At 56.3% G+C, this 18,372-nt stretch carries 14 protein-coding genes, 1 other RNA gene and 1 pseudogene; 10 read left to right on the forward strand and 6 right to left on the reverse strand.

Annotation, left to right across the window (positions count from 1 at the left end):
* Positions 1-3 precede the first annotated feature (3 nt).
* Positions 4-1,407: a sodium-dependent transporter gene (locus ACYZTX_RS26530; protein WP_462036511.1), complete on the reverse strand. Its 1,404-nt coding sequence runs from the start codon at positions 1,405-1,407 to the stop codon at positions 4-6.
* Between the two features lie 119 nt (positions 1,408-1,526).
* Here ACYZTX_RS26530 and smpB point away from each other — a divergent pair, with 119 nt between their 5' ends.
* Positions 1,527-2,009, forward strand: a complete 483-nt coding sequence (gene smpB / locus ACYZTX_RS26535) for an SsrA-binding protein SmpB (protein WP_076028704.1) — start codon at positions 1,527-1,529, stop codon at positions 2,007-2,009.
* Between the two features lie 54 nt (positions 2,010-2,063).
* Here the strand turns inward: smpB and ACYZTX_RS26540 are convergent, their stop codons facing one another.
* Entirely contained in the window at positions 2,064-2,831 is a 768-nt protein-coding gene (locus ACYZTX_RS26540; RefSeq protein ID WP_149630764.1) for a GntR family transcriptional regulator, read from the reverse strand.
* A 262-nt stretch (positions 2,832-3,093) separates the two neighbouring features.
* Between ACYZTX_RS26540 and ACYZTX_RS26545 the strand changes: the two genes are divergently transcribed.
* The 9 genes from ACYZTX_RS26545 (at position 3,094) to ACYZTX_RS26585 (ending at position 13,645) form a co-directional block, all read left to right on the forward strand.
* Entirely contained in the window at positions 3,094-4,788 is a 1,695-nt protein-coding gene (locus tag ACYZTX_RS26545; RefSeq protein ID WP_462036512.1) for a lactate permease LctP family transporter, read from the forward strand.
* A gap of 146 nt (positions 4,789-4,934) precedes the next feature.
* Positions 4,935-5,759 (forward strand): (Fe-S)-binding protein, encoded by an 825-nt coding sequence (locus ACYZTX_RS26550; protein ID WP_462036513.1) that lies wholly within the window; start codon positions 4,935-4,937, stop codon positions 5,757-5,759.
* A complete protein-coding gene (locus tag ACYZTX_RS26555) occupies positions 5,756-7,210 on the forward strand; it encodes a LutB/LldF family L-lactate oxidation iron-sulfur protein (RefSeq protein ID WP_462036514.1) in 1,455 nt (484 codons plus the stop codon). Before ACYZTX_RS26550 ends, ACYZTX_RS26555 begins: the two co-directional genes overlap by 4 nt.
* Positions 7,210-7,881 (forward strand): LutC/YkgG family protein, encoded by a 672-nt coding sequence (locus tag ACYZTX_RS26560; RefSeq protein ID WP_462036515.1) that lies wholly within the window; start codon positions 7,210-7,212, stop codon positions 7,879-7,881. The genes ACYZTX_RS26555 and ACYZTX_RS26560 overlap by 1 nt, the downstream gene beginning before the upstream one ends.
* Positions 7,878-10,697 (forward strand): FAD-binding and (Fe-S)-binding domain-containing protein, encoded by a 2,820-nt coding sequence (locus tag ACYZTX_RS26565; RefSeq protein WP_462036516.1) that lies wholly within the window; start codon positions 7,878-7,880, stop codon positions 10,695-10,697. The genes ACYZTX_RS26560 and ACYZTX_RS26565 overlap by 4 nt, the downstream gene beginning before the upstream one ends.
* A gap of 119 nt (positions 10,698-10,816) precedes the next feature.
* The gene (locus tag ACYZTX_RS26570; RefSeq protein WP_462036517.1) at positions 10,817-11,095 is read left to right on the forward strand and encodes a hypothetical protein; all 279 of its coding nucleotides are present in this window, start codon (positions 10,817-10,819) and stop codon (positions 11,093-11,095) included.
* 341 nt (positions 11,096-11,436) lie between these two features.
* Entirely contained in the window at positions 11,437-11,715 is a 279-nt protein-coding gene (locus ACYZTX_RS26575) for a hypothetical protein (RefSeq protein WP_462036518.1), read from the forward strand.
* Positions 11,716-11,810: 95 nt separating this feature from the next.
* Positions 11,811-12,204, forward strand: a transfer-messenger RNA (tmRNA) gene (gene ssrA, locus ACYZTX_RS26580).
* A 184-nt stretch (positions 12,205-12,388) separates the two neighbouring features.
* Positions 12,389-13,645: an integrase domain-containing protein gene (locus tag ACYZTX_RS26585; protein WP_462036519.1), complete on the forward strand. Its 1,257-nt coding sequence runs from the start codon at positions 12,389-12,391 to the stop codon at positions 13,643-13,645.
* A gap of 134 nt (positions 13,646-13,779) precedes the next feature.
* On the opposite strand, the gene ACYZTX_RS26590 is transcribed toward ACYZTX_RS26585, so the two are convergent.
* The 4 genes and pseudogenes from ACYZTX_RS26590 to ACYZTX_RS26605 all read right to left on the reverse strand — a co-directional run.
* Entirely contained in the window at positions 13,780-14,367 is a 588-nt protein-coding gene (locus ACYZTX_RS26590; protein WP_462036520.1) for a hypothetical protein, read from the reverse strand.
* Positions 14,368-14,456: 89 nt separating this feature from the next.
* Positions 14,457-15,584: a hypothetical protein gene (locus ACYZTX_RS26595; protein WP_462036521.1), complete on the reverse strand. Its 1,128-nt coding sequence runs from the start codon at positions 15,582-15,584 to the stop codon at positions 14,457-14,459.
* The gene (locus ACYZTX_RS26600) at positions 15,581-16,558 is read right to left on the reverse strand and encodes a hypothetical protein (protein WP_462036522.1); all 978 of its coding nucleotides are present in this window, start codon (positions 16,556-16,558) and stop codon (positions 15,581-15,583) included. The genes ACYZTX_RS26595 and ACYZTX_RS26600 overlap by 4 nt, the downstream gene beginning before the upstream one ends.
* A gap of 465 nt (positions 16,559-17,023) precedes the next feature.
* A pseudogene (locus ACYZTX_RS26605) lies at positions 17,024-18,322 on the reverse strand (TerC family protein); the annotation flags it as partial.
* Positions 18,323-18,372: the final 50 nt, after the last annotated feature.

Genomic DNA, 18,372 nt, shown 5'->3' on the forward strand with positions numbered 1-18,372 from the left:
GCGTCACTTCCACAGCTGGGCGGCAAACACTACAAGAATGCCGATGGGCGCCACATAGCGCATCAAGAACAGGGACAAGGCGAACAACGCAGGGTTGCGGATCGACAATTCGTCGCGTACCGCTTCACGGCCCATCACCCAGCCTGCAAACACCACGAAACACAAACCACCGAGTGGCAACATGATCCGCGAGGTGAAGAAATCGATCACACCAAAGAAATCCAGACCGCCCGCCGCCCCCCATTGATAGAGGTAGAACAAACCACCTTCGTTCACGAAAAACTTGGCTTCCTTCCAGATATTGAAGGAAAACACCGTGCCCAACCCGACAAACCAGCAAGTGAACGCCAACCAGAACGTTACCCAGGCGCGGCTGACTTTTGTCCGCTCAACAAGGTAAGCCACCATCGGTTCGAGCAAAGAAATCGCCGAACTCCAGGCGGCAATCGCTACCAGCACGAAGAACACTACGCCCATCAACTGGCCGAACGCTACGTTACCAAAAGCAAATGGCAGGCTGACGAACATCAGGCCAGGGCCTTCGCTCGGGTTCAGGCCCGCGGCAAACACGATCGGAAACAATGCCAGGCCGGCCACCAGGGAAACGAAGGTATCGAGCAGTGCCACGCCGACGATGGTGCCTGAAATCGACGAGTTCTTTGGCATGTAGGCGCCGTAGATCATGATCGAACCGACACCCACGCTCAGGGAGAAGAACGCGTGCCCCATGGCGGGCAGCAAGCCGTCGAGTACTTTTTCCGGGTGGAAGTCGAACATGAAATGCACACCTTCCATGAAATGGCCGGTGGTCATGCTGTAGCCCAGCAGCACCAGAATCATCACAAAGAGAAGCGGCATCATGATCCGCAGACTGCGTTCAAGCCCGGCAACGACGCCTTTGGCGATGACAACGGCAGACAGCAGCATGAAAATCGTGTGCCAAAGTGTCAGGCGCCATGGATCGGCAATGACATTGCCAAAATACGCGCCGACCTGATCCGGCGTTACGCCCTGAAAGTCACCACGGCCCATGTCGATGATGTAATCCAGCGACCAGCCGCCGACCACACTGTAGAAAGACAGGATCAGCAATGCCGTGATCATCCCGGCAAATGCGCCCCAGGACCATTTACCCGAATGCCCGGCTTCCAGCGCCAATACCTTCAAGGCGTTGGCCGGACTCTGTCGCGCGCGCCGGCCGATCAGGGTTTCGGCCAACATCACCGGCACACCGATCAGCGCGATACAGGCCAGGAACATCAGCACAAAGGCGCCGCCGCCATAGACGCCGACCATGTACGGGAATTTCCAGATACTACCCAGGCCCACGGCCGAACCGGTCGCGGCGAGTATGAAGACCCAGCGGCTAGCCCAACTGCCGTGGACAGAAACCTTGTCTGTCGACATCGTTATCACGCCCAAGCGTTCAAAAAAAGAGGCCGCATTGTCCGGGATTCAATCAACCTGCTCAAGCACGTAGCGACACCGTAGCCGACTTGCTTGCAACTCCCTATAATGCCGCCCCTATGGCTAAACAGAAGAAACACCCAACAGGGACCATCGCGCAAAATAAAAAGGCGCGACACGATTACTTCATCGAGCATAAGTTCGAGGCTGGTCTGGTCCTGGCCGGCTGGGAAGTAAAAAGTCTGCGGGCAAGCAAGCTACAACTGGTTGACAGTTACGTACTGCTCAAGGATGGCGAAGCCTGGCTGCTCGGCAGCCACATTACGCCCCTGATGACCGCCAGCACCCACGTCATCGCTGATCCGACCCGCACCCGGAAATTGCTGCTCAACCGGCGCGAACTGGAAAAGCTGGCCACTGCCGTGCAGCAAAAAGGTTATGCCTGCGTATGCCTGTCCTGGTACTGGAGCAAGCACATGGTCAAGTGCGAGATCGCTCTGGGCAAGGGCAAGAAGGAATACGACAAGCGTGATACCGAACGCGAACGCGACGCCGGTCGCGAGTTGCAGCGTGCGGTGCGCAACAAGGGCAAGGAAGAATAATTCCCCGCCCCGATCATTCCCTCGCGGGAGCGTGGGAATGATCGTTATCCAAACCTACATCCCCTTGCGCCGTTCCGCCCGGGCCATGCGCTGCACTTCCTGACGCACTTCTTCCAGCACTTCCTGCACGTACAAAATGTGTCGGCTGGAGACTTCTCGCGCCTGTTCTGCCCTTCCTTCGATAATCGCCAGGTACAACTCACGATGCTGGGTAATCAGCATGTCGCGGGTCTCGGTGCGCTGCTTGTACATCCCGCCAATATTGGTCACCACGTTGCGCTTGAGCAGGTCGAACAACCCACGAATGGTGTGCAGCAACACCGCGTTGTGACTGGCTTCAGCAATCGCCAGATGGAATTTCGCATCCGCCGCGCCCTCTTCCGCACGGCTCACTTCATCATGACGCGTATAACAGTCCTGCAATTCGTTGAAGGCTGCGGTCAGCCGTTCGCGGTCAACATCCGTCGCACGCAACGCTGCGTAATAGGCGCAGGAGGCTTCCAGGGTGTGGCGAAATTCCAGCAGATCGCGCTGCGCTTCAGGGTTGCTTTCCAGCAGATGCAGCAGCGGATCACTGAAGGTTGACCCCAGCGACTCCACCACGTAATTGCCGCCACCCTGGCGACTGACCAGCAAGCCCTTGGCCGCCAGTTTCTGGATCGCCTCGCGCAACGAAGGGCGTGACACGCCGAACTGCTCGGCCAACGCCCGTTCGGCCGGCAAGCGCTCACCCGCCTTCAGCGTGCCCTCGAGGATCATCCCCTCGAGCTGCTCGACAATATCGTCAGACAAACGGCGCTGACGAATCTGATCAAACCCCATAACTCAATTCTCCACGGTCCCGACGGCTCGCCGGGCTCTCTATTCTGGCCTATCAGGGCTGCACCAGCACCTGCCAGACGGCATTTTTTCGAGCGGACCAGTTGACCTCTGCACCGCTTATTCGACAAAAGTTTTAGAACGGCAAATTGACACGCCGCCTACAAGGCTTTTACCCTAGCCAACAGCGATTGTAAATTGGTATTACCAATTATCCAAGAACGCTGAACAGTGCCTGACCAACAACAATTAGGGGCCACCCCATATGCAAACCTGGCAACAGCTCTATTCCCCGCTCGGCAGTCTCGGCGTGTCCGCGCTCGCGGCCGTTATCCCCATCGTGTTTTTCTTCCTGGCATTGGCTGTGTTCCGGCTCAAGGGACACGTGGCCGGCAGCATCACGCTGGCCTTGTCCATTGCAGTGGCAATCTTCGCCTTCCAGATGCCGGTCGACATGGCCTTCGCCGCCGCCGGCTACGGTTTCGCCTACGGTCTGTGGCCGATTGCCTGGATCATCGTGGCAGCCGTATTCCTCTACAAACTGACGGTCAAGAGTGGTCAGTTCGAAGTGATCCGCAGCTCGGTGCTGTCAATCACCGATGACCAGCGCCTGCAAGTGCTGCTGATCGGCTTCTGCTTCGGTGCCTTCCTGGAAGGTGCAGCCGGTTTCGGTGCGCCGGTAGCAATTACCGCCGCACTGCTTGTAGGACTGGGCTTTAACCCGCTATACGCCGCCGGCCTGTGCTTGATCGCCAACACCGCACCGGTGGCCTTCGGCGCCTTGGGGATTCCGATCATCGTCGCCGGGCAAGTGACCGGCATCGACGCTTTCAAGATCGGCGCCATGACCGGCCGACAACTGCCGCTGCTGTCGCTGTTCGTGCCGTTCTGGCTGGTGTTCATGATGGACGGCCTGCGCGGCGTGCGGGAAACCTGGCCGGCCGCACTGGTCGCCGGTTTGAGCTTTGCCGTCACCCAGTACTTCACCTCGAACTTCATCGGCCCGGAATTGCCGGACATCACCTCGGCCTTGGCCAGCCTGGTTTCCCTGACGCTGTTCCTGAAAGTCTGGCAGCCAAAGCGCGCTGCAGGCCAATACATCGTCGGTGCCGTCTCGGCTTCCGTGGTGAGCGCCAGCGCTGGCGGTTTCGGTCAGCCGCGCAGTACCGTGGCGTCGCCCTACAGCCTGGGTGAAATCCTCAAGGCCTGGTCGCCGTTCCTGATCCTCACCGTGCTGGTCACTATCTGGACCCTGAAACCCTTCAAGGCAATGTTTGCCGCAGGCGGGTCGATGTACAGCTGGGTGTTTAACTTCGCGATCCCGCACCTGGACCAATTGGTGATCAAGGTCGCACCAATCGTGGCCACCCCGACTGCCATTCCGGCGGTGTTCAAACTCGACCCGATTTCCGCAACCGGCACGGCGATTTTCTTCTCCGCGCTGATCTCGATGCTGGTCCTGAAGATCAATCTCAGAATTGGTCTGACCACTTTGAAAGAGACCTTCTACGAGCTGCGATGGCCGATTCTGTCCATCGGCATGGTGTTGGCGTTTGCCTTCGTCACCAACTTCTCGGGCATGTCGTCGACCATGGCCCTGGTTCTGGCAGGCACCGGCGCAGCGTTCCCGTTCTTCTCGCCGTTCCTCGGCTGGCTGGGCGTATTCCTGACCGGTTCCGATACATCGTCCAACGCGCTGTTCGGCTCGTTGCAAGCGACCACTGCGCATCAGATCGGTGTCAGCGACACCTTGCTGGTCGCGGCAAACACCAGCGGCGGCGTCACCGGCAAAATGATCTCGCCTCAATCGATCGCCGTGGCCTGTGCCGCGACCGGGCTGGTGGGCAAGGAATCGGATCTGTTCCGCTTCACCCTCAAGCACAGCCTGTTCTTTGCAACGATCGTTGGCCTGATCACCTACATCCAGGCCTATTGGCTCACCGGGATGCTGGTGCACTAAGGACTACAGACAACGCCGAAAAAACCGACGCCGGACCACGATTCCGGCGTCAGCTATTCACAACCCGGTCTGTAAGGCTGCTGAAAGCTTCCCTCTCTATATTCAGCAGCCTCAACGGACGGATAACCGGCCGAGAGACCCGCCTGATGAGCGAGCAATTTTATAACGCTGTGCCGAACGCGACCCGCGTCGCCCCGCCGCTGCCCGAGCCTCGGCAATACCCCAGCAAAAAACCGTCACGGGTCTACCTGTTCGGAACCTGCGTGGTGGATTTGTTCTACCCGGAAGCCGGGATGGATGCGATTCATCTGCTGGAGCGCGAAGGCATTCGTGTCGAGTACCCGCAAGGGCAAAGCTGCTGCGGGCAACCGGCCTACACTTCGGGTTACACCGAGCAGGCAAGGACTGTGGCGCGCTCGCAACTGGCGCTGTTTGCCGGGGATTATCCAGTGGTGGTGCCGTCAGGATCGTGTGCCGGCATGTTGCGCGAACACTATGCCGACTTGTTCAAAGATGAGCCGCAAACGCTGAAACAGGTTCAGGCTCTGGCCGCCCGGACCTACGAGTTGGCCGAGTTCCTGTTATTTGTGTGCAAAGTGCAGCTCAAGGACAGCGGCACACCTGTGAAAGTGGCGCTGCACACCTCGTGTTCCGCACGTCGTGAGATGAACACGCACTTGCACGGCCGTGAGTTATTGGCGCAGCTGAGCAACGTGGAGCGAGTCGACCACAGCCATGAAAGTGAATGCTGTGGCTTCGGTGGGACTTTCAGCGTCCGTATGCCAGACATTTCCGGCGCGATGGTGGCTGACAAGACCCGGTCGTTGAAGGAATCCGGCGCGCACAAGGTACTGAGTGCCGACTGTGGTTGCCTGATGAACATCAACGGCTCGCTGGAGAAACAGAAGGAAGCGTTACGTGGCCAACACTTGGCCAGTTTCCTTTGGCAGCGAACCGGAGGTGTTCTATGAACGCATCCGCGATTATTCCTACGGTTGCCGTAGAAGAAGATTTTCGCACCCGGGCTCATAAGGCATTGGGTGACAAGCAGCTGCGAAACAACTTTCGCACTGCGATGGATTCACTGATGACAAAACGGGCAGCGTCCTTCAGCGATGCCCACGAAAGAGAACATTTGCGAGCGCTGGGCAATGCCGTCCGCGCCCGTGCGTTATCCAAGTTGCCTGACCTGCTCGAGCAGCTTGAACAGAACCTGACCCGCAACGGTGTGACAGTGCACTGGGCGGAAACGGTGGACGAAGCCAATGGCATCGTCCTCTCGATCATCCGCGCTCACGAGGGGCGGCAAGTGATCAAGGGCAAATCGATGGTCAGCGAAGAGATGGAGATGAACCACTTCCTCGCTGAACAGGGCATTGAATGCCTGGAATCGGACATGGGCGAGTACATCGTCCAGCTCGACCACGAAAAGCCTTCACACATTATTATGCCGGCGATCCACAAGAATGCCGGTCAGGTCGCGTCCTTGTTCCACGACAAACTTGGCGTGGAGTACACCAAGGACGTTGACCAACTCATTCAGATCGGTCGCAAAGTCTTGCGGCAGAAATTCTTCGAAGCGGACATCGGCGTCTCCGGCGTCAACTTTGCCGTGGCCGAAACCGGAACCCTGCTGCTGGTGGAAAACGAAGGCAATGGCCGCATGACCACCACGGTGCCGCCAGTGCACATCGCCGTCACCGGCATCGAGAAAGTCGTGGAAAACCTGCGCGACGTGGTGCCGCTCTTGTCACTGCTGACGCGCTCGGCCCTTGGTCAACCGATCACCACCTACGTCAACATGATCTCCGGCCCACGCAAAGAGCACGAACTCGACGGCCCGCAGGAAGTGCATCTGGTCCTGCTCGACAACGGTCGCAGCCAGGCCTTTGCCGACAGCGAATTGCGCCAGACCCTGAACTGCATTCGCTGCGGCGCTTGTATGAATCATTGCCCGGTCTACACCCGAATCGGCGGCCACGCCTATGGGGAGGTTTACCCTGGGCCTATCGGAAAAATCATCACCCCGCACATGGTCGGCCTGGCGAACGTCCCGGACCATCCGAGCGCGTCGTCGTTGTGTGGTGCTTGCGGCGAAGTCTGCCCGGTAAAAATTCCTATCCCTGCACTGCTGCGTCGCCTACGGGAAGAAAACGTCAAAGCGCCGGACAGCCCGCATCAAGTCATGCGCGGTCAGGGCAGCAAGTTTTCGCGCAAGGAGCGCTTTATCTGGAACGCCTGGGCTAGGCTCAACAGTTCGCCGACGCTCTATCGTCTGTTCGGCTTTTTCGCCACACGCTTGCGCGCACTCGCGCCAAGCAACGTCGGCCCCTGGACGCAAAACCACAGCGCACCGAAACCCGCTGCCCGCTCACTGCATGACATGGCCCGCGAGCATCTGGCCAAACAGGGAGATCGCTGATGAGCGCCAAGCAAAATATCCTCGCCAAGTTGCGGAACAGTCTGACCGGCACCACACCGGTGCCTGACGAATTCGACGTCGAACTGGTGACAGCGCCGTACACCTACACCGCTGAGCAACGCATCCCGCAACTGCGCAAACTGATGGAAGCGGTGCACACCGAAATACATCTGACGTCTGGCGAAGGTTGGCCCGAGTTGCTGGCCCAGTTACTGCGGGATCGCCAGATACCGAGCCTGTTGATCGCACCGACTACACCTCACGGACAACGTGTCACTCAGCATTGGGCGAAAAATCCTGACCTGCCCACGCTCAAAGCTTACGACCGTCCGGTTGAAGAATGGAAAGCCGAGCTGTTCAACGACACCCCGGCGAGCCTGACCACCACCCTCGGTGCAATCGCCGCGACAGGTAGTCTGATTCTCTGGCCGACGCGCGAAGAACCGCGCCTGATGAGTCTGGTACCGCCGGTGCATTTCGCCCTGCTCAAGGCCAGCGAAATCCGCGACAACTTCTATCAGGTGCAGCAGGAATTCGAGTGGGCCCAAGGCCTGCCGACCAACGCCCTGCTGGTGTCCGGCCCGTCGAAAACCGCTGACATTGAGCAAGTCCTGGCTTACGGCGCGCACGGTCCGAAAGACCTGGTGGTTCTGATTCTGGAGGACCAATGACTCTACCGGCGGCTTTTCTGAGAGATGCACATCAACTGATTCCCCCAGAGCGCCGTTTCGATGATCCGCTGTCGACCCTGGCCTTCGGCACCGACGCCAGTTTCTACCGGCTGATTCCGAAACTGGTGATTCGTGTCGAGTCCGAAGATGAAGTGGTTGCGCTGCTCAACCTGGCGCAACGGGATAAAGTCCCGGTAACGTTCCGCGCCGCCGGCACCAGCCTGTCCGGTCAGGCCATCAGCGATTCGGTATTGATCGTCCTTGGGGATAACTGGAACGGTCGCGAGATTCGCGGACAAGGCACACAAATTCGTCTTCAACCGGGCGTGATCGGCGCACAGGCCAACGCATGGCTGGCACCGTTCGGACGCAAGATCGGCCCTGATCCGGCCTCGATCAACGCCTGCAAGATCGGTGGCATCGTCGCTAACAATGCCAGTGGCATGTGCTGCGGCACGGCGCAAAATACCTATCACACGTTGGCGGGGATTCGTCTGGTGCTGGCCGACGGTAGCCGTCTCGACACTGAAGATGCGGCGAGTGTTGCAGCGTTTCGTGAGAGCCACGCTTCGCTGCTTGAACGGCTGGCGACCTTGGGTCGCGAGACCCGGGCCAATGCCGAACTCGCTGGGAGAATCCGCCACAAATACCGCCTGAAAAATACCACCGGCCTGTCACTTAACGCCCTGGTGGATTTCGACGAGCCTGTGGATATCTTGAGCCACCTGCTGGTGGGCTCCGAAGGTACCCTCGGGTTCATCAGCGCGGTGACTTACGACACCGTGATCGATCACCCGAACAAAGCCTCGGCGTTGATCGTGTTCCCGGACGTGGAAACCTGCTGCAACGCTGTTTCCGTGCTGAAAAGTCAACCGGTGTCGGCCGTAGAATTGCTGGACCGCCGCAGTCTGCGCTCGGTGCAGGACAAACCCGGCATGCCGGCTTTCGTACAGCATCTGTCGAACAATGCCTGCGCCCTGCTGATCGAATCCCGCGCCGCAACGACCGCTCTACTGCGCGAACAACTGGCGCAAATCATGGCCTCGTTGACTTCGTTTCCGGTGGAAAAGCAAGTCGACTTCACCGAAGACCCAGTGGAAAACGCCCGGCTCTGGGCAATCCGTAAAGACACATTCCCCGCCGTCGGCGCCGTGCGCAAAACCGGCACCACGGTGATCATCGAAGACGTGACCTTCCCGGTGGAGCTACTGGCCGTCGGCGTGAATCGGCTGATCGAGTTGTTCGACAAACATCACTACGACGAAGCGATCCTTTTCGGACACGCCCTGGAAGGCAATCTGCATTTCGTCTTCACCCAAGGCTTCAACAACCCGGAAGAAGTCGCACGCTACCAAGCGTTCATGGACGACGTGGCGCAGTTGGTGGCGGTGGAGTTCGGAGGATCGCTGAAGGCTGAACACGGCACCGGTCGCAACATGGCGCCCTTTGTCGAACTGGAATGGGGCAGCGACGCCTATCAGCTGATGTGGCAGCTCAAACGGCTGCTCGACCCCAATGGCATTCTCAACCCGGACGTGGTGCTCAGCGAGGATCCTCAGATCCACCTCAAGCACCTGAAGCCGTTGCCGGCCGCTGACGAGATTGTGGATAAGTGTATCGAGTGCGGTTTCTGCGAACCGGTCTGCCCGTCAAAAGGCCTGACCCTGAGCCCGCGCCAGCGCATCGTGATCTGGCGTGACATTCAGGCGAAGAAACGCGCAGGCGTGGACACCACCGAGCTCGAAGCCGCTTTCGAATACCAAGGCATCGAAACCTGCGCCGCCACCGGCCTCTGCGCGCAACGTTGCCCTGTAGGAATCAACACCGGTGAGCTGGTGAAAAAGCTCCGCAGTCGTAAGGCGACTCATACGAAAACCGCCCATTGGCTGGAAGGTAATTTCGCCACTGCGCTGCAAGGTGCGCGTTTCACCCTGCACGTGGCCAATGGCGCGCGAATGCTGTTGGGGGCGCCACGATTGGCAAAGCTTTCGGCAACGTTGACGCGTTTATCCAAAGGTCAGGTCCCGCAATGGACCAACGCCATGCCGCAACCGGAAAAAGCCATTCGTTTCAGCCCGACCGTGTCGGACGAGCGCCCTCGAGTGGTGTACCTGGCGGCCTGCGTGTCGCGGGCAATGGGCCCGGCGGCAGGTGATAAAGAGCAAATGTCGCTGTACGACAAAACCCTTGGTCTGCTGGAAAAAGCCGGTTACCAAGTGGTCTTCCCGGACAATCTGGACAACCTCTGCTGTGGTCAGCCGTTCGCCTCCAAGGGCTATGCCGAACAGGCCGAACACAAACGCCAGGAACTGATCGGCGCACTGTTGCACGCCAGTCGTGGTGGGCTCGACCCTGTCTATTGCGACACCAGTCCTTGTACGTTACGGCTGGTTCAGGATTTGGGCGATGTTCGACTGGACCTGTACGATCCGGTGCGATTCATCCGTACGCATTTGATGAATCGTCTGGATTTCACACCGCAGGAAGCGCCAATTGCGGTGCACGTTACCTGCAGCACCCAGCACCTTGGCGAGAGCCAGGCACTGATCGATCTGGCGCGAAAATGCAGCAACAATGTGGTCATTCCCGAGGGCATCCACTGTTGTGGTTTTGCCGGGGATAAGGGTTTCACCACACCGGAACTGAACGCACATTCGTTACGCACGCTCAAGGATGCGGTGCAGCAATGCAGCGAAGGGATTTCGACCAGTCGCACCTGTGAAATTGGCCTGACGCAACACGGCGGAATTGATTACCACGGACTAGTCTATCTGGTGGATCGGGTAACGCAGGCGAGAGTCATGCAAGAAAAATAGAACCCTGATGCGCTGCCGTAGTCCACAGAATGAGCCCGGACATTACCGGGCTTAACCCAAACTCGGCAGCCCGTCCTGATGGCCAGCGATGCCTGGACCCTCAGTTCAAGGAGATACACATGAAACGTTCTGTACTGTTAGGTCTGTTCGTTACTGCCTCGCTGATGGCGTCCACCTCGTTTGCCGCCGAAAAAGATCTCTGCGCGACCAACCTGCAAACCATCGAAAATGCCAAGGCACAGATTGCTCCAGATATGACTGAACAGGTGGAGGCATCTGTCAAAAAAGCCAAAGCCGATCACGCAATGGGCACTAAGAAAGGGACTGAAGATTGCATCGCCGAGACCACCCAAACTATTCAGTCTATTCAGAAGACAAGTGACGGTGGCAAACCATAGCCCCTGCAACCACGCCAACCTTCGGGTTGGCCTTCTGCCCCCTCTGGTACCACCCAATACGAGCAAAGCAAAACCCGCCAATTGCGGGTTTTGTTGCATCTGGGGTTCGTACTAACTCCGCAGAAGGAGCGAGGCCACCAGCGAAAAGAGGCAATCGCTCCCTTTTTACTGCGATTGATTCTATCAAACAGTTTTTTCATAGCCTTTTTTGCAAAAACCGAATTCCTGCTCAGCGCCGTAGTCTTTTAAGTAGGCCCCATCAATAGTGGCTTATGTTCCGACCTCGGCCGAGCCGTCCGTTTTTACGGCAGCACCGAGACCATCAGTTCAAGGAGATACCCATGAAACGTACCGCACTCGCTGGTCTGTTCATCTCTGCGGCCATGTTGGCCTCACCCGTATTTGCGGCGGACAACAACCTTTGTACGAGCAAGCTGCAAGAGCTCAAAAGTAAAGTGAATTCGCTGCCGGCGAGCTCCAACAACACCACAATGGAGATCAAAAGACTGATGTCCAGCGCCGAAGCTTCCCAAGCCTCCGGGGACGACAAAAAATGTGTCACCGAGGTCACCCAGGCCTCGTCACTCGCTGACCAACAGCGCAACCAACCCACCCCATAATTTGTGGTGGCTAACCTTCGGGTTGGCCTTCTCACGCGTGTTGGCGTACACTGCGCAGGCTTGTTGCTCACTTTGATTCACAGAGCAATGGGCTCGGGGCCGTTTAGGATTCGACGCCGGTTGCGAAACTTTAGGTGCATGCCGAGTTGGTAACAGAACTCGTAAATCCACTGTTGCAACTTTCTATAGTTGCCAATGACGAAACCTACGGGGAATACGCTCTCGCTGCGTAAGCAGCCTTAGCCCTTCCCTCCTGGTACCTTCGGGTCCAGCAATCATCAGGGGATGTCTGTAAACCCAAAGTGATTGTCATATAGAACAGAATCGCCGTGCAGTACGTTGTGGACGAAGCGGCTAAAACTCACACAACTCGCCCAAAGCACCCTGCCCGTCGGGTCGCTGAGGGTTAACTTAATAGACACGGCTACGCATGTAGTACCGACAGCGGAGTACTGGCGGACGGGGGTTCAAATCCCCCCGGCTCCACCACTCATACATCTAAAGACGTCCACGGACGTCTTTTTTTGTGCCTTAAATCCAGTAAATACGGGGCTTTCAGCGCCACCGAGATCCATCAGCGTTCATAGACACCCATGCAAACGTGTATTCCAAGTGGTATTCCAAGCCCCCAGATGGTAATTTTTGGAATACACAAACAGTATTGGAATACACCATGTGCGCCCAAGCCACTCGTCTTTCAGACATGAAAGTCAAAGCCGCCAAGCCTAAGGAAAAGGACTACACACTCACGGATGGCAACGGCCTACAAATGCGAGTGAGAATCAATGGCTCTAGACTGTGGAATTTCAACTATATCCATCCCGTGACCAAAAAACGGATCAACATGGGATTAGGTACCTTTCCCGAAGTCAGCCTGGCCCAAGCACGTAAACGGACTGTTGAAGCTAGGGAACTTGTCGCCCAGGGACTAGATCCGAAAGAGCAGCGAAATGCTGATCGCCAAGTAAAAAAAGCCGCGACAGAGCACACGTTTCAAAACGTGGCGACGGCTTGGCATGAACTGAAAAAAGATGAAGTGACGCCAGCCTACGCCGAGGACATCTGGCGCTCCCTTACGCTGCACGTTTTCCCGGACTTGGCCAGCACACCGATTGCAGCCATCAGCGCCCCTCAGGTCATCAACTTACTCCGACCACTTGAAACCAAAGGCAGCCTGGAAACAGTCAAGCGGCTGAGTCAGCGACTCAACGAGATCATGATTCACGGGGTCAACTCGGGATTGATTCACGCAAACCCGCTTAGCGGGATTCGTTCCGTCTTCAAGAAACCGAAAAAGAAGAATATGGCGGCGCTTGCTCCCGATGAGCTGAAAGAGCTCATGGTGGCAATTGCCAATGCCAGCATAAAAAGAACTACGCGCTGTCTGATCGAATGGCAGCTCAACACTATGACTCGCCCAGCAGAGGCTGCTACCACGCGCTGGGCCGACATCGATTTCGAAAAGCGTATCTGGACGATCCCCGCTGAGCGCATGAAGAAACGACGCATACATATCGTGCCGCTCACAGATCAAGCACTGGCGCTTTTGGAGGCGATCAAACCCTATAGCGGGCATCGGGAATACGTGTTTCCTGCCGACCGCAACCCTCGCACCCACTGCAACAGCCAGACCGCCAACATGGCGCTAAAGCGCATGGGCTTTGAGGGTCGCCTGGTCAGCCATGGCATGCGATCTATGGCCAGTACGACCCTCAACGAGCACGGATGGGAACCTGAGTTGATCGAGGTAGCGCTTGCCCACGTGGACAAGGACGAGGTTCGCAGTGCTTACAACCGTGCAGACTATATCGAGCGCAGACGCCCGATGATGGCTTGGTGGAGCGAGCACATCCAAGAGGCCGCCACCGGCAACCTCTCGGTGTCAGCCATGACCGAAAACCGGGCCCGGAAAGTCGTCTCCATACGCTGAAGATTCGACCAATGATGAGCATTCACTTGACCATGGCCATCGGCCGCATGAACTGAATATCAGGCTGGCATCCACACTATCAGTGTGGATGCCAGCACAGACTAAAGCGTACGAGCGACCTAGAGAAACTGTGTTCAGCTGACGCCGCGTGGAAAGGACACTCGTAAATGACGAAGAAGATCGTTTGGTAGTACTGCAGGAAGCTTCGCGGTGCCGTTATTGGACAGCTGAATGGTGACAGTCTTGTTAAGGTCGGCGAATTTCACTTGGACTTTTTCCAGCACGTGCTTGCGGCCGGCCAGCAGGATATTAGTGGCCTCGCGCACATCTTTTACCCCCTTGAGCAAGATTTTTCCCGTCACCCCTTCATCTATTTCTACGCCCGAGACCTGGAGCGAGTCGACAGTGATTTCTTGATCCACGGCAACCTGCAGAGCCGAGATCCACTCAATCAGGTTAACCGTAGGAGGCGTTACCACTAGGTTGAAATTGCAAGCTTCAAGCAGGCGACTGATCAGCTCCTTGAGACTGCGCTGGTAGTTTCTCAGTTCGATGTGGGGCGGAGAATCGAAAAGGGTGAACTCTGTCGTCCGGTACCCGATCCGATCGAATACCTCTTCACTACCAAAAGGAGTCGAGATCACCTCTTGGTAATTGTACTTTTCGATGTAACGACCCTCAATGAAATCGTCCCGGATTCGCTCTATGGAGAAGCCATCCATTCTTTCATCCGTGAATGGCATCTCGATGAGCCTCTTCCCAACAGCTCGAATCGGCAAGGGCCACTGGGAATTTAGCCACCTCACCCTGTTCATGTCGGTTCTCCTTGAGGCTCGGAGCTCCCTTGAGCTTGCACTCTCAGCTCCTTGATTACCTTCGCCGCGGTTTCTTCGATGATGCCCAGATAAGTTTCTTTGTCTTCAGCGCTGACTGGTCGGATTGTCTTGGTGTACTGAAGCTCAACGATCCGATAGGCACCTCGAACGAAGTACTTGAAACCTTTCCCTTTTACCGGATCCTCAAAGGCGGCCTCAAACTCCACCATCGGTTGTGGTGCCTTGTTCAGCACCGAGCGCCAGATTATCGACGTGATGAAGAAACCCTTTCGGGCCAGACTCTGGTACTCCTCAGAGGCCAGCAGTGTCTCGCCTTTGAGTGCGACGTTCTTGACCAGAGCCAAAGCCTCCTCTTTGGCCACCTCAGCTTCCTGGTCGTCGTCTAGGTCGAGCTCGTCTTCCTCAGGCTCCTGGGGCAAGCGCTCAACCTTCACGCTAGTGACGTTCTTCAGAGAAAAACCTGTGAGGCCTCTGATCAGGGAGGTAAAGAATTCTGTGCGCAGGGCAGATGACTGAAACTCGCCAAGCTCGATGCGGATTGTGGGAATTTCAGCTTTGGCCTTAGTATCCAGCTTGTCCTTAAGCTTCGAGAAAATAATCTTCACACGGTCGTTGGCAGGCATCCGAATGACCGTCTTGTCCGCCGAGACGTGGAACTCGATCAAAGCTTCTTTGGGCGTACGCTGAACGAGTCGCGTCTTGCCGTAGTCGACGTCGGAGTACTTGATGTTAGCGACCACTTGGTTGCCGTCCTTGACCTGCTGAGTGACCTTCTCGTCCTCAGGAGATTCCTCGATGTATTCACGGAGCACCTCCCGGATTCCTTCCACGGTCAGTGCAGTTGGCAGCGTTACCGAGGTGAGTTTTTCCTGTCGGCCGGAATGCTCTCGCTGCTCCAGCAGTGTGTTCAGATCATGATAGTCGTGAGGGAGGAGCGAGATGGCACTGACCAGGTCATCCCGGCTGTCCTTGGCAGAGTAGAAAATCCCCCTGTCCTTCGCGAGTTCAAGCAGAACCTTGTCGTTAATTTTCTGCTTAGCTGACATTAAGGCATCATAGATTTCTTTATCTGTAGCACAGTACTGAAGCGCATTTTTGCTCATTGTCGAGACAGCTCCAGTTCACAGAAGGTGGTGCGTACGTGTTCAAGCTTGCCGAAGTCAATGGAGTCTAGGATCTGCCTGAGATCACCTCCGCCCTGATAGTCGGCGATGTACTGGTCTTTTGCTTTGGCGAAATTGGCCGAAGCATTCTGATGAGGGTCGACCATGCGGATGGTAACTTCAGTTTCGGCCTTTATTACCTGGTAGTGCATCAGGTACTCGATGAGGTACAGAAATTCATCGGTCGTGAATCCCCGCTTACGCATGAAGATCACGAAGCCCTGCTTGCTCCCATTTTTAGGGTTCACATAGGACAGGATGATCCAAGGCGCGGTCAGCATATCCAGCGTCGCAGCCTTGGCGTGTTCCAATTGGACATTTTTCCTGCGAACCAAATGGGGGTAGTAGAACTTGCAGTAATCCCGCTCCGGCACTAGACCTGCACCTCCGCGCAGGTGGATGATCTCGTGGTGAACATTGTTCAGCCAGTAAATATCTTCAGGTCCCATCACCACGATCTTAGAACCCTTCGGGATGTCCAAGTCCTCGGCCTTCACCTTCTCAAGGATCTTGGCGAAATCCTTGTCATATTCATTATCGTGGTTGTAGACGAAAAGCAGTCCCTGGATATTCGCCGACACATCCGGATGAATATAGGTGCCGCTAAACTCCTGGCTGATCTCAGCGCACCGCAGGCTCTTGGCCAGACTCTCGATCGCCTCCCGGATAGCCTGTGTTTTTATGGTGCCCTTCGCGTAGCTCTTGAGGTCGCAATTCACATAGGTGCGGGACTGAGAGTAGGGCTCGTCATACCAAAATACGACATCAGAGGGATGGGTCTTGACCTCATGTGCCTCCTGGTTCTCGCACGGCCAATTAATGTTGGTGTGCTCCATACGGCCCCAGAGAAATTCGTTGAAGATCCCCTTCGACAGCCTCTCCGCCATCTTCGCGATGTTTATCGTCTCGGCCATGATTCCTTGGGCTCTTTATGTTGGTCAAAGCGGCGTTAGCCCATGATGGCGCTATTGATAGCACAGTAAACACGATGGTCGAGTCAGCGACAAGATCAACACTTGTTCGACATTCGCACCGTGCCATCGCGCAGACGGATTTCAAGGAGGAAGTCGCTTCAAAAAGGATGAGGTAGCTTAAACTGGGTAATTGCACTGACTTGACCAGCCATTTGCATCGGACTTGACCAGCACGCTTCGTAACCATGACCGGCAGAGAGCGGCCAAAAGCAGCCTTTGAGAGGGTCTAAGAAATCACAAACTGATTGAGGTGAAGAGCTGAGGCTACGCCTTCCCCCTCTTCGTTTGAGGCGGAAGGGAACCTCCCCTAGTAACGCTCGCCGATACCGTCCTTAGACCGCAGCCTTTGTGGCATCAATGACTAGAATGGAGAAGCAACCTTCATTGGTGCGCTACGGATAAGCGCTCAAGGTCGCTGGTATCAGGCAGCTCGCCGGCGATGGACTCAAGAATGTCGGTCACGGTTAACAGCCCGATCACCCCGTCACGTTCGTTGACCACGAAGGCGATGTGCGTGGACTCTTTGCGCAATTGCTCCAGTGCATTGAGAATCGTCAACCTCTCCGACAATCTGAGCGCAGGACGTACCAGTTCTTCAATCTGTGCCTGATTGCCTTCAAGCAATACGTTGAGCACATCCTTCTTCTGGACGAAGCCCAGTGCTTCGCTTACACGGCCGTTACGGGTGACGGGAAGCCTGGAATGAGGGGAGTTGATCAGTACGCCCTCAAGTTCGGTCCATGGACTGGTGAGTTTGATCTGATCAATCTCAGTGCCTGGGGTCATGATTGTCCGAACGCTCCGTTCTGCAAGCCTGAGTACTCCGCTGATCATGACCCGCTCGCGTCGATCAAAAACAGGTTCCAGGCCATCGCTCCCGACCATATCAACGACTTCTTCACCCACCTCGTCCTGTTCCAGTTGTTTGCCTCCCAGCAAACGCAAAACAGCATGCGCCGTTCTGACTCGCATTGAGTGCTGGCCCTGCAAGGATTTCTTGCGACGTGCGCGGGCAATCTGGTTGAACAATTCGATGAGGATGGAGAAGCCAATGGCAGCGTAGAGATAGCCCTTTGGAATATGGAAGCCAAGACCCTCAGCCGTAAGACTGAAGCCAATCATCATCAAGAACCCCAGACATAGCATGATCACAGTGGGGTGTGAGTTGACGAAGTTGGTCAACGGCTTACTGGCGACAATCATGATACCGATGGAGAAGATAACAGCGATCATCATGATCGAGAGTTCATCAACCATCCCCACGGCGGTGATTACGGCATCCAGCGAGAAGACGGCGTCAAGCACCACAATCTGCAAGACGATCGGCCAGAACAGCGCATAGCTGACGTTGCCCGTACGTTGCGCTACATGCCCTTCGAGTCGCTCATGAAGCTCCATCGTCGCTTTGAACAGCAGGAACACACCGCCGAACAGCATGATCAGATCTCGGCCGGAGAACACATGATCAAATACCGTCACCAATGGCTTGGTCAGCGTTACCATCCACGAAATACCCGCAAGCAGGCCCAGCCGCATAAGAAGTGCAAGCGAAAGCCCGATGAGTCGTGCCCGGTCGCGTTGCTCGGGTGGCAATTTGTCGGCAAGAATTGCAATAAAAACAAGATTGTCTATTCCGAGGACTAGCTCCAACACGATCAGTGTCAGCAAACCAAGCCACGCGGTGGGGTCCGCAATCCATTCCATAGTTAGTTACTTGCTCTCAAGGGGGGTGGGGTAGATTTTTTGTGAGTCGT

It is taken from the genome of Pseudomonas sp. MDT1-17 (assembly GCF_054898105.1).